Origin of the sequence: Methylosinus sp. sav-2, assembly GCF_004366495.1 — a bacterium.
GTDB lineage: Bacteria > Pseudomonadota > Alphaproteobacteria > Rhizobiales > Beijerinckiaceae > Methylosinus.
In genome coordinates this window covers 455,950-470,038 of record NZ_SOEJ01000001.1, presented here as the reverse complement: position 1 = coordinate 470,038, position 14,089 = coordinate 455,950, and the positions used below count along the sequence as shown (strand labels likewise).

Genomic DNA, 14,089 nt, shown 5'->3' with positions numbered 1-14,089 from the left:
TGCCCGTCACGCGCGCGAATGTCGCGGATAGCGTCGCCAGCGGGATTTCGAAGGGGCCCCGCCGATCGATCGAGCTGCCTTCCCCTATCGCCTCCGCTTCGGCCTCAAGGTCCGAAGCGATAGCTCACGCCCACCGTCGCGGCGCCGGCGCCGGCTTCGTGACGCACCAGCGTCGATGGCAGGATGCGCGACGTTTCTCGCGGGGCGCCGACGCCGCTCACGCGATATTCCAGCCGTCCGCTCCAGCGGTCGGTGAAGGCGTATTCGACGCCGACGCCGACGGTCGGCGCGGCGACGAGGAAATGACGGGAGTCGCTCGCCCAGGGCGCGCGGTAGTCGTGGCGTGCATCCGCGACATTCAATCCGCCGGTGGCGTAGATCAGCAGCCGGTCGAAAGCATAGCCGACCCGCGCGCGCAGGGAACCCTGCGCGCCGAGCTGGTCGCGAATGGCGACGCCGAAGGGCTCGAATGCGTTGCCGACGGCCCGCGCGCCCGATACATCGCCGACGAGGCCGAGGACCAGCGGACCGACGCGCCAGTCATAGCCGGCGTGAACGCCGCCGACGAAGCCGCCGCCGCGCGCCGTGACGCGCGCCAATGACACGTCGTTCGGCGCGAAAACATGGGCGCGGTCGGCGTAGCCGAGCCAGCCGGCCTGTGCGCCGACGTAAAATCCGCTGTACAGAAAGGCCGGCGGTGGAGCGAGGGCAGGCGGCGCCGAGCGGCGAGCGCCGAGATCGGCGGCGCGGGCGGTGGAAAAGGACAGCAACGCGGCGGCGAGAATGGGCAGGTATTTCATTGGGAAAAGCTCCGTTGTGGAAGCATGGGGAGGGCGTTCGACGAAGCGTCCGCTTCGACGTCGAGAGGATGGAGACGGTTCTGGGGAGCGCGTCAGCGCGGCGGCGCGCGAATGGGCTTTTGCGAGATCATCGCGCGGACGCCGCGTCGACGCGGTTGGCGAATTTCGCGCAAGGGGGCGCGAGCTCGTCCAAGCTCTTGTCCGCTCCCACAGCCGCGCGCAGATCGACGCCGTCGAGCAGAGTCAGATAGTCGCGCTCGACGCCCGCGCGGATGAAGGTGGTCATCATCACGGGACCTTCGGGGAGGTCGCCGCGCCGGCACGCTTCGGCGCCGATGCCGAGCGTTCCATGGGTCTTGCCGCCGCCTTTCGCCATTTCCGCGCGCGTTTCGGTCTGAAGGGCGCGAATCTTCTCGATATCGGCCGGATCGACGCGAAATGCGTGGATGCGCGTCCCTGCCTTTCGCTCGCCCGCGAGCGGCTCGACGTCAGCGGACGACTTGGTCTCCCGCAGGACGAATTTCACTATGCGCTTTTCGCTTTCCCGGCCGTCCCGCCACCAGCCGATCTCCAGCGTCACGCCGTCGGGGCGCGGCTCGAGCGCGTCGGGAACGCGCACCGCGGCGCGCAGCCGTTCGGGCGAGAGCGTCGAGGCATCGAGACCGCGCAGCGCCCATAGCGTCGACACGGGAATATGGCCGCAGCCGCCGAGCATGGCGAGGAGCGCCGGGGCAAGGAAAGCATTGCGCATCATCGGTCTCATCTAAATCGTCTATAATTTAATGTTTCACATTAAAAACTGAGTGTGTCAATTATATTTTATCGCGCGTTGCGATGGCGCGCCCGCGACCGCGAGACGGGCGCCGAAGATCGACCTGAGCGGCGATATCTCGATCGAGCGGTTCACGGGCGCATCGCGTGAGGCGACGCCCGCCCTTGCGCGCCGACGAATTTGCGCAATTCGTCCGGCGACCGTGGAGCGGCAAGACCGCTCGGCCCATTGACGATCTCGATGGTCGCGCGCCAGACGCGCTGGGACGAGTCGACGGAGTTCTCGCGAGTCGGCCAGGTTGCGCCGTCTTGGACTACCGCGAGGAGGCGCGGTCGAATCGCGAAGCCGCGCGTCCTCGACGCGGGAGCGTCGCGCCGTGAGTCCTCAATAGCCGAACTGCTCGCGAAGAATGCGCTCTTCCAGAGAATGCCCGGCGTCGTGCAGGAGGATGAGATCGGCGCCGTGATCCATCTCGATGTCGACTTGCAGCGCGTCGCGGAATTCGTCGTGATCGGCGACGACGGAGACGGGGCGTTTCTCCGCCTCGAGCACTTCCAGCCGCACCTTGGCGGCATCCGGCAGCAGCGCGCCGCGCCAGCGCCGCGGGCGAAAGGCGGAGATCGGCGTCAGCGCCATCAAAGGCGCGTCCAGCGGCAATATGGGGCCATTGGCGGAGAGATTATAGGCGGTGGAGCCGGCCGGCGTCGCCACCAGCACGCCATCGGTGATGAGCTCCGGCAGGCGCTCCTTGCCATTCACCAAAATGCGCAGCTTGGCGATCTGCGAGCTCTGGCGAAGCAGCGAGACCTCGTTGATCGCATGGGCGGCGAATTCGTCGCCATGCGTGTTGGTCGCGCGCATCAGCAGCGGATGGATGATCGAGGGCTTGGATTCGGCGATGCGCTTGCGCAGCCCGCTCTCGCGATATTCATTCATCAGAAAGCCGACGGAGCCGCGGTTCATTCCGTAGATCGGCTTGCCGGCGCCCATGAAGCGATGCAGCGTGCGCAGCATCAGCCCATCGCCGCCGAGCGCGACGATGCAATCGGCCTCCTCCGGCGGAACCTCGCCATATTTGGCGACGAGCCGCGCCCTCGCCTCATCGGCCTCCGGCGTGCCGGAGGAGAGAAAGGCGAGATGCTTGTGATTGTTCGGCGTTTCGCCGGACACGGACATGGGTGGACCTGGCTCGGCGGGCCGCGCTGACGGCGGCGAAGGCCGAACTCCATACACCCGGCAAGGTCGGAAGGAAACGGGACGGGAGGCCGCGCCGCAGGCGATCGCGTGAACGAGAAGTGGCGCCGGGAGAGGCGTTTCCACCTTCCCCTCGAGGGGGAGGTCGAGCGCCGTAGGCGATCGGGAGGGGGCGCCGCCGAGTCTTTGCCGGTGAACCCCACCCCGTCCGGCCATAGGGCCTTCTAAGAGAACGCCCGTCGCAAGCGCCGGGCTACCCGCCGGCCGACCCTCCCCCTAAAGGGGAGGGTAAAAGCGCAGCGCGACCTTCGCGTCAGAGCTTGCGCGTCGCCTGCGCCAGCCATTTGCGCGTCTTAGCGTCGAGATGCGGCGACAATTCCGCGCGCACCCGCGCATGATAGGCGTTGAGCCAGCGCGTCTCCTCGACGCTCAAGAGCTTCGGATCGACGAGAGCGAGATCGAAAGGCGCGAGGGTGAGCGTCTCGAAGCCGAGCATCTCGCGCTCGGCGCCGAGGATCTCGCGCTTCTCGACGACGATCAGATTCTCGAGGCGAATGCCATATTCGCCGGCGCGATAATATCCGGGCTCGTCGGAGAGGATCATGCCCGGCTGCAAGGGCGTCGTCCCGAGCTTCGAAATGCGCTGCGGCCCCTCGTGCACGGAGAGATAGGCGCCGACGCCATGGCCCGTGCCATGATCGAAATCGAGCCCCGCCTCCCATAGGCTGCGGCGCGCGAAAGCGTCGAGCTGCGCGCCGCTGACGCCCACCGGAAACACGGCGCGGGCGACGCCGATATGGCCCTGCAGCACGCGGGTGAAATGCTCGCGCAATTGCCGCGACGGCCGGCCGACGCCGATGGTGCGCGTCACATCCGTGGTGCCGTCGAGATATTGCGCGCCGGAATCGACGAGATAGCAGCCGCGCGAGATGCGCAGATCGCTCGCCTCGGTGACGCGATAATGCGGAATGGCGGCGTGCGGGCCGAAGGCGGAGATGGTGGGGAAGGAGAGATCGCGCAGCTCGCCGCTCTCGCGACGGAACGTCTCGAGCGCCTGAGCGGCGGAGATTTCCGTGAGCTTTCCTTTGGGCGCCGTCTCCGCGAACCAGGCGAGAAAGCGCGTCAGCGCCACGCCGTCGCGCAAATGCGCGGTGCGCGCGCCCTCGAGCTCTATGTCGTTTTTGATCGCCTTCAGCAGCGCGATCGGATCGTCGCCGAGCTTGGGCTTGCCGCCTTTTGCACGGAAGAGCTCGACGAGCTTCGCCGGCGCGGTGCCGGAGTCGAACAAGATCGTCAAGCCGCGCGCGCCAGCGTCAGCGAGATCCTCGACGACATCCGCAGACTCGTAAATGTCGACGAGTCCTTCGAGGCTGTTTCTCGTCTTGGCCGAGAGCTTGGCGGGGTCGACATAGAGCAGCGGCTTGCCTTCCCTAGGAAGGACGGCGAAGGCCAGCGCGATCGGCGTATAGGCGACATCGGCGCCGCGCAGATTGAATAGCCAGGCGAGCGCATGCGGATCGGAGACGAGCAGCGCATCCGCCTCGCCGAGCGCCTTGCGCACGCGCGCGATCTTCGTCTTGGCGGCGACGCCGGCGAGCCGCGGCGGATAGAGCGAGATGGCGCCCTGCGGCGGCTCCGGCCGATCGGTCCAAACAGCGTCGATCGGGTTGCTCTCGAGCGGAACGAGCGTGACGCCTCTGCCTTCCAGCGCTTTGGCGTAGCGGTCGATCTGCGCGGGCGTATGCACCCAAGGATCATAGCCGATGCGCGCGCCTTGCTTCGCCGTCTCGGCGAGCCAGCGCGAGGGCGCCGTCTTGGCGATGTCGAGAACGGCGACGCGTTTCGTGTCCACCTGCTCGGGCGCTTGCAGCGTATAGCGCCCATCGACGAACAGCGCGGCTTTGTCGGCGAGCACGACGACGACTCCGGCCGAGCCGGTGAAGCCGGTGAGCCAGGCGAGGCGCTCCGCCGATTTCGGCACATATTCGTTCTGATGCTCATCTGCGCGCGGGGCGATGAAGCCGTCGATCTCGAGGCGGGCGAGCTCGGCGCGCAGGGCCGCGAGGCGCTCCGCGCTGTCCTGCCCGCTGGCGTCGTCGGCAAAGCTCTGGAATCTGCTCTCGAACATGTCTCGAACCTATGCCCTTCCCCGCTCTGCGGCAATATCGCGGCGACTGCATGTTCCCGAAAAGCGCCAAGCGGTTTTCGGAAAGGAACATGCAATTCGATCACGGCTTCGGCATGTTCCCGAAAAGCGCCAAGCGGTTTTCGGAAAAGAACATGCAATTCAAATAGCGCTAGAGGCGAGCCGCAACGCCATCAGCGCTTCATCGAGATAGGCGCCCTCCGCCGTCTTCACAGACGCCGGCTCGACGCCATAGATCGTAAATCCCCAACGCGCGTAGAAACGCAGCGCTCTCGCATTGTCGCGCATCACGGTCAGCGTGATGATCTCATAAGTCGCGCGCGCATGTTCGATCAGCGCGGCCATCAGCGCGTCGGCGCCGCCCGCGCCTCTGTGGCGCTCGCGCAGATACATGCCCCATAGCAGCGCCTTGTGCTTCGTCTTGGCGCCGGCGAAGCCCGCGAGACCGGCGACGCCTTGCAGCGTTTCGCCCTCGAAAGCGCCGACGACGAAATCGCGCGCCAGCCGCGCCGCGACATCCTCGAGCGTGAGATGCGCCTCATCCTCCGGCGCGAAGCGAAACTCCCGCTCGTGCAGGCGAAATCCCTCCTGCCGCAGAGCGTGGAACTCGGCGGCGTCGGCAGTCGTGAGCCGGCGGATCGTCAGCGCCATGGTCGCGGTCGCATCCCTCTTTCGTCCCGTCTCGCGTAGCAAGGCGCGCGCCGATTTGTGAATCGAAGCCGCTTCCTGCGCTTCGCGCTAGAATAGTTTTTTGTGACCAAACTTCTCGACGAGGCCGTCGCGGCGGCCGCGGTGAATTCGCCACCGAGGAGCAAATCCGCGCCATCTGGTCGAAGCACGGACTGTGATGCTGCGTTTCACGCTTCGCGCCGCAGCCGAACTCGAGCGTAGACGTATCCATGGGCAATCGAACGAACGCCGGAAAATGCGCGTCCACCCTGCCCTTCAGGGGGAGGGTCGGCCGGCGATAGCCGGACGGGGTGGGGTTCAACTGCAAAGACTCGGGGCGTCACGCCCTCCCGAGCGCATTCGCGCTCGACCTCCTCCCTCGAGGGGGAGGTGAAAACGCCTCTTCCGGCGATTGCGCGCCGAAGGTCCTTCAATCCTCGTCGTCCTCGTCGTCGGGCAGGCGCCATTCCGGCCGGGGCGCGGCGCCGCCGCTGCGCAGCAGCAGGGTCGCCCAACCGTCTATGTCGCGGCGCTTCGCCAGCGAAAAGCCCTGCGCGCGATAGGCCGAGAGCACGCCCGGCACATCGCGCGCCAGCAGGCCGGAGAGCACGAGCTCGGCGCCCGGCGCGGCCACGGCGGCGATCTTGGGCGCGAGCAGGCGCAGCGGCTTGGCGAGAATATTGGCGAAGATCAGATCATATTGCGCGGGCGCCAGCGCAGGATGGCGCACGCCCACGGCGACGACAGGCCGCACCAGATCGCCGACGCCGTTGAAGCGCGCGTTGACGCCCGCCGTCTCCACCGCCACAGGATCGATATCGCCGCAGGCGATGGGCTGTCGCAGCAGGCGCGCGGCGGCGATGGCGAGCACGCCGGTGCCTGTCCCCACATCCAGCACATTCTGCGGGCGCCGCTGCTTGCAGATTTCGGCCAGCGTCAGCAGGCAGCCGAGCGTGGTGCCGTGATGGCCGGTGCCGAAGGCCAGCGCCGCCTCTATCTCTATGCCGATGTCGCTCGCTCCCACGCGGCCGCGATCATGCGAGCCATGGACGAGGAAGCGCCCGGCGCGCACCGGCCGCAGCCCCTCGAGCGAGGCGCCGACCCAATCCTTCTGCGAAATCTCGAAAAATTGCGCGGCGCCGGCCGCCTCCGCGCCCGCGGCGGCCTCGATCAGCGCGCGGATCTGCGCTTCGTCGGGCGGATCTCCGAAATAGACTTCGACGGCCCAGCTTTTTTCATCCGGCTCCTCGAAAGCCGTGGCCGCGGTCTCGGCCGGGTCGAAGGTCTCGACCACGAGATCGGCGATGGCGCGCGCGGATGTTTGGTCGCAGACGAGGCGCAGGCCGTGGCTGGCGCCATTGGGGGGAAGTCCTTCGAGCATGCGCGCGCTTAGCACGCCCACGCCGCGCCGTCACCCGGCGCGCGCCTCGACGCGCCAGCAGGCGGCGGGAAATCGCGCCTCGCCGGCTGTGACATAAGGGTCGTAGGCGCGCCGCGCCGCCTCGTAGATTTGGGCGCGCGTCGCCTCGTCGAGGTCGGGCGGCAATTGGCCGAGCTTGCCCATGCGCGTGGCGTAGACGTCGAGCTCCTGCTCTTTCAGCGTGCAGGCGACGTCGAGCGGGGCGATCTCTATCCGCTCCCATCCGGCGTCCGCGAGAATCTCGCGCACGCGCTGCGCATCGGCGAAGGCGAAGCGGCCGGGCGCTTCGGGATCGAAGGACGAAAGCTCGGGGAGAAAAGCGGAAGCCGCGCGCTCGCCGGCGAGCATGAAAGAATTATCCTGCGGCCCCCGCCAGGCGATGAAGACGAGCCGGCAACCGGGCGCCGCCGCGCGCCGCAGATTGGCGAAGGCCGCCCGCGGATCGGCGAAGAACATTACGCCGAAGCGCGAGATGATCGCGTCGAATTGCGCGGGCTTGAAATCATAGGTCTGGGCGTCGGCGACGACAAAGCCGATATTGCCGAGGCCGGCGGCCTCGGCCCGCCGCCGGGCGGCCTCGATCATGGTGGATGAGATATCGAGGCCGACGCATTGTCCGCCGTCCAGACGCTCGGCCGCCGACAGCGTCGTGGCCCCTGCGCCGCAACCTATGTCCAGCACGCGACGGGCGCCGGCGGCTTTCACCGTCTCGGCCAATAGGTCCGCAAAGGGATGAAACAGCCGGTCGAGCATGGGCTGCTGCTCGACCCATATTTCCCCGCCGCGTTTGTTCCACAATGCGGATTGCGCCTCGTTCGGCTCGCTCACGCCCGCTCTCCCCTGCCTTTTGGATCGCTCGATCTACGGCGTGAAGTCGGTCGAAGGTCAAGCGGAAGGGAAATGTCTGTTCCGCTCGACTCCTGCTAGAATGCTAGTATACTAGCATTCATGGCGGATGACGAGGTCAAGCAGTTCAACGTGTATTTGCCGCTGGGGCTGATCCGGCGGGTCAAGCACCATGCCATCGAGACGGAGCAATCCCTCTCGGCCTTGGTCGCCGCCGCGCTGCGCGCCTATCTCGACGCGCGCGAGCAGCCTGCACAGTCACCGAAGGAGGAGAGCCGAGATGACGACAAAGGGCGTTGAAGCCATTTTCCTGACCACCCACAATTGGGGCAAAGCGGCGAAATTCTTCCAGTCTCTCGGCTACACTCTGGAGTTCGAGACGGATCACAGCTCCGGCCAGCTCCACAACGGCGCCGGACCATATCTCTTCATCGCCGAAATCCCGGAGAGCGAGACGCCGCAGACGCGCCTAGTCCTGAATGTCGCCGACGAGGAGGCGTTTCGCCTCGACCCGTCGATCGACATCGTCTCGCCCTTTGCGGATACGCATTGGGGAACGCGGGAAATGACCATCCGCGATCCCGATGGGCGGATATGGAGCCTGCAGGCGCCAGCCAGACGCTGACGCCGGCGAGACGCCATGAGCGAAGAGCCGAAGGCGCGCCCGTCAGCTCTTCGGCTTCGCTTCAATTTCCTTCTTGCTGAAATTGGACAGCTCGCCCTCGGCGGCGGCCGCCTTGCGCCAGGATCTGGCAATGGCCGGATATTTGATCTCGACGCAGATCTTGGCGACCTGCTGCTGCAATTTCTCGCTTCCACAGGACGGGCAGACGGGCGTGTCCGAAGCGCTGATCAGCAGTTCGAACTCCGCATGGCAATCTTGGCATTCATAGGAGTAGAGCGGCATTCGTTCCCTCGTCCATTCCTCTCGTCGGCGGATAGGCGCCTATTTTTGAAGCAATAACCGTACCGGCGACGCGCGGACGAAAACGCCGATTGGAACATCTTTCGCTTCGCTTAGATTGTGCAGCTCTCTCCAAAACCGCGGGCGCCATGTCTTCCGATCATTCGAGGTCCTCCGATCATTCGACGTCCTCCACTCGTCTGACGGCCCGTTTCATCCCCTCGCTCGAGCAGATCGACGCCGCGGCCTGGGACGCGCTCGCCAATCCGCCCGGGCTCACCGCCGAGGAGGCCGGGGGCGAGCGACATAATCCCTTTATTTCCAGCGCCTTCCTGCTGGCGCTCGAGCGCTCGAAATCGGTCGGCGGCCGCAGCGGCTGGACGCCGCTCTACACGATATTGGAAGACGCCGAAGGCCGCCTCGTCGCGGCCGCGCCCTCCTATGTGAAGATGCACAGCATGGGCGAATATGTCTTCGATTTCGGCTGGGCTCAGGCCTATGAGAACGCCGGCGGGCGCTATTATCCCAAGGTGCAGGTGGCGGTTCCCTTCACCCCGGCGACAGGGCGGCGGCTGCTCATCGCCCGCGATGCGCCGGAGGGCGCGCTGCCGGGGCTGATCCATGCGCTGCGCGCGCTGCGTCAGGCGGCGGAGGCCTCCTCCATCCATGTCACCTTCGCGACAGAGGGCGAGGTCGGCGCGCTGGCGGCCGAGGGCTTTGCGCCGCGCGCCGGCGAGCAGTTCCATTTCTTCAACGAAGGCTACCAGAATTTCGACGATTTCCTCGCCGCGCTCTCCTCGCGCAAGCGCAAGACGATCAAGCGCGAGCGCCGCGACGCGCTGGGCGACGACGTCTCGATCGATCTTCTGACCGGGGCGGACATACAGCCCGCGCATTGGGAGAAATTCTACGCCTTCTATATGGACACGGGCGCGCGCAAATGGGGACGGCCCTATCTGACGCGCGATTTCTTCGATCGCATCGGCGAGACGATGGCGGACCGCATCCTCCTGGTGATGGCGCGGCGCGAGGGGCATTACATCGCCGGGGCGATCAATTTTCTCGGCGACGACGCGATTTACGGCCGCAATTGGGGCGCGCTGGAGGAGCGGCCCTTCCTGCATTTCGAGGTCTGCTATTATCAGGCGATCGAATACGCCATTCGCCATGGCTATAAGCGCGTGGAGGCCGGCGCGCAGGGCGAGCACAAGCTGGCGCGCGGCTATCGGCCCGTCCCCACCCATTCGGCGCATGATTTCGCCGATCCGCGGCTGCGGACCGCGATCGTCGAATTTCTGTCGCGCGAGAAAGTGGCGGTCGACGAGTCGATCGCCGATTATGAGGCGAGCCTGCCCTTCCGCCGCGACGAGGCGGGCGACGCCGAATCGTGAGGCGTCGGGTTAACGTGAATCTGGCGAAGGCGCCGTCTTCGGCGCGTGTTCGTTCTCGCCCTCGCCGGGCGATTGCGCAGCCGCCTTGCGTCGGCGCAAATTGGCCCTGAGCGCGGCGGCCAGCGCCGCGGCGTTCTTCTTGGGCGGCGGTGGCGGCTGGCGGTTTTTCTTTCCTTCCTCGGTCATAGCGGGGCTCGATCTTGCGGCTCTATGTCGGTTTCTGCCTCTTCCTCGCGCTCATGGGCGTGGCAGGCTGGGCGCGGCGGGAATGGCTCTGTCTTTAGTTCTACGCCCCGCCGCCTGCGCCGGACAGCGAAGAAATGCCGCTCGCCTTTGGATTCAGCATGCTTTTGGCGGAGCTCGCGGCGGCTCTTGGTCTCGGCGGGCTGGTCAGCGTGGCGTTGGCGCGGCTGATCCGGCGCCGGCGCTAGCCGGCACGAAACTTGCTGCCATTTTGCGCGAAGTTCAACCCAGCACGAGTGGCGACGACAATGCAAACGACTTTCATCAGAAATACCGACGATGGCCACAAAGTCGAAGTCATCGGTCCTTATGTCTGTGTGGACGGCAAGCCGGTCGCCGATCGCGTCGTCGAGGTCAAGGACCATCCCAATCGCTTGAGGATTCTGCACACGCTGCCCAACGCAGCCTTCATGGCCGGCCCGGTGGTTCTGACGGCCGAGGAGGCCTCCCTGGTGCGTGGCGCGCTGCTGCAGGCCAAGCCTTCGCCGACCGATCCGGTCGCGATCAACGAGCAGCTGCGCAACGCCATCAACATGCGCAATCGCGAGGCGGGTATCGAGTAAGTCGGAGAGGCGCTCAATAATCGACAGCGACGAGATAGAGCCCATGCGGCGGGGCGACCTGACCGCAGCGGGTTCTGTCCTTCGCCTCGAGCGCCGCGCGCAGATCGTCTGCGCTCCATCTGCCGGAGCCCACATGCTCCAGCGAGCCGGCCAGCGAGCGCACCTGATTGTGCAGGAATGACCTCGCCGAGGTGACGATCTCTATGACGTCGTCCATGCGCCGCACGTCGAGCTGCTCCAGCGTCCGCACCGGCGAGTTGGCCTGACATTCGGTCGAGCGAAACGTCGTGAAATCATGCCGGCCGACCAGCGCCTGCGCGGCCTCGTGCATGGCCTGCGCGTCCAGCGGGCGCTTCACATGCCAGGCGCGGCCGAGCTGCAGCGTCAGCGGCGCGCGGCGATTGTCGATCACATAGCGATAATGCCGGCGGATCGCCGAAAAGCGCGCCTCGAATGTCGGCGCGACGCGGCGCGTCTCCAGCACAGCGATCGGCGACGGCCGCAAATGCGCATTGAGCGCGTCCCGCAACCGATCCTCGCGCCACTCGCGCGAGAGATCGACATGGCCGACCTGCCCCAGCGCATGCACGCCGGCGTCGGTGCGCCCCGCGCCATGCAGCACGCGCCGCTTGCCGGCTTCGAGCGCCGAAACCGCCTCCTCGAGCCGCTGCTGCACGGAGACGCCATTCTCCTGCCGCTGCCAGCCGACGAAGGGCGAGCCGTCATATTCGATGGTGAGAGCGTAGCGGTATGTCGCGCGTTCACCCTCTCCTTCCGCGGGAGGTGGGGAACCCGCCTCTATTGTGGCCGTCATTGTCAGGTCGCCAGCGTCATGCCCGGCGCGAGCGGGCGGCCGCGTAGAAATTCGGCAATGGCCATCGGCGCCTTGCCGCCGCGCTGTAACTCGACGAGCCGGAGCGCGCCTTCGCCGCAGGCGATGAGGCCTTTGTCGTCGAGGGCTGCGCCGGGCGCGCCTTCGCCTGTCACGAGCTTGGTGCGCAGCACTTTCACGCGCTCGACGCCATGGCCGAGATCGCTCTCGAAGAAAGCGCCGGGAAAAGGCGAGAGCCCGCGCACGAGATTGTGAATCTCACGCGCCGGGCGCCGCCAGTCGATGCGGCTCTCGCTCTTCTCGATCTTTTGCGCGTAAGTCACGCCTTCTTCCGCCTGCGGCGTGAAGGCGAGGGCGCCCACTGAGAGATCGCGCAGCGATTTGGCCATCAGCTCGGCGCCGGCGGCGGCGAGCGCGTCGTGCAATTCGCCCGTCGTCATATCCTCGCCGATTGTGACGCGCGCCGTCGCGGCGACGGGGCCGGTGTCGAGCCCGGCCTCCATCTTCATCACCATCACGCCCGTCTCGGCGTCGCCGGCCATCACCGCGCGCTGGATCGGCGCCGCGCCGCGCCAGCGCGGCAGCAGCGAGCCATGCAGATTGAGGCAGCCGAAACGCGGCGCGTCCAGCGCCGCCTGCGGCAGGATGAGCCCATAGGCCGCGACCACCGCCACATCGGCGTGGAGATCGGCGAAGGCGCCGATGGTCTCGGCGTTCTTGAAGCTCTTGGGCGTGAAGACGGGAATGGAGAGCGTCTCGGCCAGACGATGGACGGGCGAGAGCTTCAGCTCCATGCCGCGGCCGGCCGGCGCCGGCGCGCGCGTGTAGACGGCCGCGATCTCATGGCCGTCGGCGATGATTTTTTCGAGCAGAGGCGCGGCGAAATCGGGCGTGCCCATGAAGACGACGCGCATGAGGGCGTTACGCCTCGACCTTGTCGGCGACGGGGGCGGCGCGCGCCGCGGCCTTGGCGAATTTCTTCACCACGCGCTCGCGCTTCAGCCGGGAGAGATGGTCGATGAAGAGGCCGCCCTCGAGATGGTCGATCTCGTGCTGGAGCACGGTGGCGAGCAGCCCATCGGCCTCGATCTCCTGCGTCGCGCCGGTGCGGTCGAGATAGCGCACGCGCACGCGCGCCGGGCGCTGCACATCCTCGAAATAATCGGGGACCGAGAGGCAGCCCTCCTGATAGACGAACAGCTCCTCGGAGACCCAGACGATCTCGGGATTGATGAAGAACATGGGATTCTTCGGCTCGTCGCCGCGCGTTGCGTCGGCGACCACGATGCGCTTGGGTACGGCGATCTGAATCGCCGCCAAGCCCACGCCTGGGGCCTCGTACATGGTCTCGAGCATATCGTCGAGCAGAAGCTGAAGCTCGCCGTCGAAGGTCGCGACGGGCTCGGAGACGAGCCGCAGCCGCGGATCGGGCAGGGTGATGATGGGACGAATGGCCATTGCTGTCGCGCCTGAAGGTCTCGCGGTCGAGGGTTTCTCGCTCGAAATAGGGATGCGCCCCGTCTCCGTCAAATGGACGCCGGCGCGGCTTTGTCGCAGATTATATTCCGCTTCGCTCCGCAATGTAAGATATCGGAAGCCCCGGGACGATCATCGAGGTTTCGCGCATCCCGCAGGCTCGCAGGCCTGTGCGCCCGCGCACTTTCGCGGGTCGCGAAAGCCGGATACGACTTGCGCATTCCGCCGCTGGCGTGCGGCGGGAAGATCAAGGAGCCCCAAATGACCGCTCTCGTCCTTCTCGGCGTATTGGTTCTCGCCGTCCTCTGGCTCATCGGCTCCTATAACGGCTTGGTGACTCTGCGCCAGCGCTGCCGTCAGGCTTTCTCGGACATAGACGTGCAGTTGAAGCAGCGTCACGATCTCATCCCCAATCTGGTGGAGACGGTGAAGGGCTACGCCGCCCATGAGCGCGGCACGCTCGAGGAGGTCGTCGCGGCCCGCAATAAGGCGGTGGCGGCCAATGGCCCGCAGGCGCAGGCCGCAGCCGAGAGCGCGCTGAACGGCGTGCTCGGCCGGCTGTTCGCCTTGGCGGAGAATTATCCCGATTTGAAAGCCAATCAGAATTTCCAGCAGCTGCAGAGCGAGCTGTCCGACGTGGAGAACAAGATCGCGGCGTCGCGGCGCTTCTTCAACAACGCCTCGGCCGAATACAACGCCGCCCGCGAGAGCGTTCCAGCCGCTTTCTTTGCCGGCTCCTTCGGCTTTGTCCCGCAGGAGTTCTTCAATCTCGAGGAGGGCGAGCGCAAGGCCGTCCAGGAAACCCCCAAGGTGCAGTTCTAAGGCGCGCCTCC

At 66.4% G+C, this 14,089-nt stretch carries 17 protein-coding genes; 5 read left to right on the top strand and 12 right to left on the bottom strand.

Annotated elements, in window-relative coordinates:
* Positions 1-104: 104 nt before the first annotated feature.
* The 7 genes from EDE12_RS02180 to EDE12_RS02150 form a co-directional block, all read right to left on the bottom strand.
* Positions 105-800: an outer membrane beta-barrel protein gene (locus EDE12_RS02180; RefSeq protein ID WP_024878212.1), complete on the bottom strand. Its 696-nt coding sequence runs from the start codon at positions 798-800 to the stop codon at positions 105-107.
* A gap of 127 nt (positions 801-927) precedes the next feature.
* Positions 928-1,554 (bottom strand): hypothetical protein, encoded by a 627-nt coding sequence (locus EDE12_RS02175; protein WP_026599834.1) that lies wholly within the window; start codon positions 1,552-1,554, stop codon positions 928-930.
* A 402-nt stretch (positions 1,555-1,956) separates the two neighbouring features.
* Entirely contained in the window at positions 1,957-2,748 is a 792-nt protein-coding gene (locus EDE12_RS02170) for an NAD kinase (RefSeq protein WP_024878215.1), read from the bottom strand.
* 331 nt (positions 2,749-3,079) lie between these two features.
* Entirely contained in the window at positions 3,080-4,894 is a 1,815-nt protein-coding gene (locus tag EDE12_RS02165) for an aminopeptidase P family protein (RefSeq protein ID WP_026599835.1), read from the bottom strand.
* 159 nt (positions 4,895-5,053) lie between these two features.
* On the bottom strand, positions 5,054-5,563 hold the full coding sequence (locus EDE12_RS02160; protein WP_024878217.1) for a GNAT family N-acetyltransferase: 510 nt from the start codon (positions 5,561-5,563) through the stop codon (positions 5,054-5,056).
* 448 nt (positions 5,564-6,011) lie between these two features.
* The gene (locus EDE12_RS02155; protein ID WP_026599837.1) at positions 6,012-6,962 is read right to left on the bottom strand and encodes a 50S ribosomal protein L11 methyltransferase; all 951 of its coding nucleotides are present in this window, start codon (positions 6,960-6,962) and stop codon (positions 6,012-6,014) included.
* Positions 6,963-6,992: 30 nt separating this feature from the next.
* Entirely contained in the window at positions 6,993-7,829 is an 837-nt protein-coding gene (locus EDE12_RS02150) for a class I SAM-dependent methyltransferase (protein WP_026599838.1), read from the bottom strand.
* A 120-nt stretch (positions 7,830-7,949) separates the two neighbouring features.
* On the opposite strand from EDE12_RS02150, the gene EDE12_RS02145 reads away from it, so the two are divergent.
* Together EDE12_RS02145 and EDE12_RS02140 are read left to right on the top strand one after the other, a co-directional pair.
* Positions 7,950-8,147 (top strand): ribbon-helix-helix protein, CopG family, encoded by a 198-nt coding sequence (locus tag EDE12_RS02145; RefSeq protein WP_024878220.1) that lies wholly within the window; start codon positions 7,950-7,952, stop codon positions 8,145-8,147.
* Positions 8,128-8,472: a glyoxalase/bleomycin resistance/dioxygenase family protein gene (locus EDE12_RS02140; RefSeq protein WP_024878221.1), complete on the top strand. Its 345-nt coding sequence runs from the start codon at positions 8,128-8,130 to the stop codon at positions 8,470-8,472. The genes EDE12_RS02145 and EDE12_RS02140 overlap by 20 nt, the downstream gene beginning before the upstream one ends.
* A gap of 42 nt (positions 8,473-8,514) precedes the next feature.
* Here EDE12_RS02140 and EDE12_RS02135 read toward each other — a convergent pair whose 3' ends face one another.
* On the bottom strand, positions 8,515-8,754 hold the full coding sequence (locus tag EDE12_RS02135) for a zinc ribbon domain-containing protein (RefSeq protein ID WP_024878222.1): 240 nt from the start codon (positions 8,752-8,754) through the stop codon (positions 8,515-8,517).
* Between the two features lie 146 nt (positions 8,755-8,900).
* Here EDE12_RS02135 and EDE12_RS02130 point away from each other — a divergent pair, with 146 nt between their 5' ends.
* Positions 8,901-10,142, top strand: a complete 1,242-nt coding sequence (locus EDE12_RS02130; RefSeq protein WP_026599839.1) for a GNAT family N-acetyltransferase — start codon at positions 8,901-8,903, stop codon at positions 10,140-10,142.
* Between the two features lie 9 nt (positions 10,143-10,151).
* Here the strand turns inward: EDE12_RS02130 and EDE12_RS21720 are convergent, their stop codons facing one another.
* Positions 10,152-10,328: a hypothetical protein gene (locus EDE12_RS21720; protein ID WP_157096369.1), complete on the bottom strand. Its 177-nt coding sequence runs from the start codon at positions 10,326-10,328 to the stop codon at positions 10,152-10,154.
* A gap of 305 nt (positions 10,329-10,633) precedes the next feature.
* Between EDE12_RS21720 and EDE12_RS02125 the strand changes: the two genes are divergently transcribed.
* Entirely contained in the window at positions 10,634-10,948 is a 315-nt protein-coding gene (locus EDE12_RS02125) for a hypothetical protein (RefSeq protein ID WP_018267229.1), read from the top strand.
* Positions 10,949-10,961: 13 nt separating this feature from the next.
* On the opposite strand, the gene truA is transcribed toward EDE12_RS02125, so the two are convergent.
* From truA to def, 3 genes are read right to left on the bottom strand one after another with little or no spacing between them, the layout of a single operon-like run.
* Positions 10,962-11,762: a tRNA pseudouridine(38-40) synthase TruA gene (gene truA / locus EDE12_RS02120; RefSeq protein ID WP_245275828.1), complete on the bottom strand. Its 801-nt coding sequence runs from the start codon at positions 11,760-11,762 to the stop codon at positions 10,962-10,964.
* Positions 11,763-11,764: 2 nt separating this feature from the next.
* Positions 11,765-12,694 (bottom strand): methionyl-tRNA formyltransferase, encoded by a 930-nt coding sequence (gene fmt / locus EDE12_RS02115; protein ID WP_026599841.1) that lies wholly within the window; start codon positions 12,692-12,694, stop codon positions 11,765-11,767.
* Positions 12,695-12,701: 7 nt separating this feature from the next.
* The gene (def, locus tag EDE12_RS02110) at positions 12,702-13,238 is read right to left on the bottom strand and encodes a peptide deformylase (RefSeq protein WP_024878226.1); all 537 of its coding nucleotides are present in this window, start codon (positions 13,236-13,238) and stop codon (positions 12,702-12,704) included.
* A gap of 279 nt (positions 13,239-13,517) precedes the next feature.
* Here def and EDE12_RS02105 point away from each other — a divergent pair, with 279 nt between their 5' ends.
* Positions 13,518-14,078: a LemA family protein gene (locus EDE12_RS02105; protein ID WP_024878229.1), complete on the top strand. Its 561-nt coding sequence runs from the start codon at positions 13,518-13,520 to the stop codon at positions 14,076-14,078.
* The last annotated feature ends 11 nt before the right edge of the window (positions 14,079-14,089 follow it).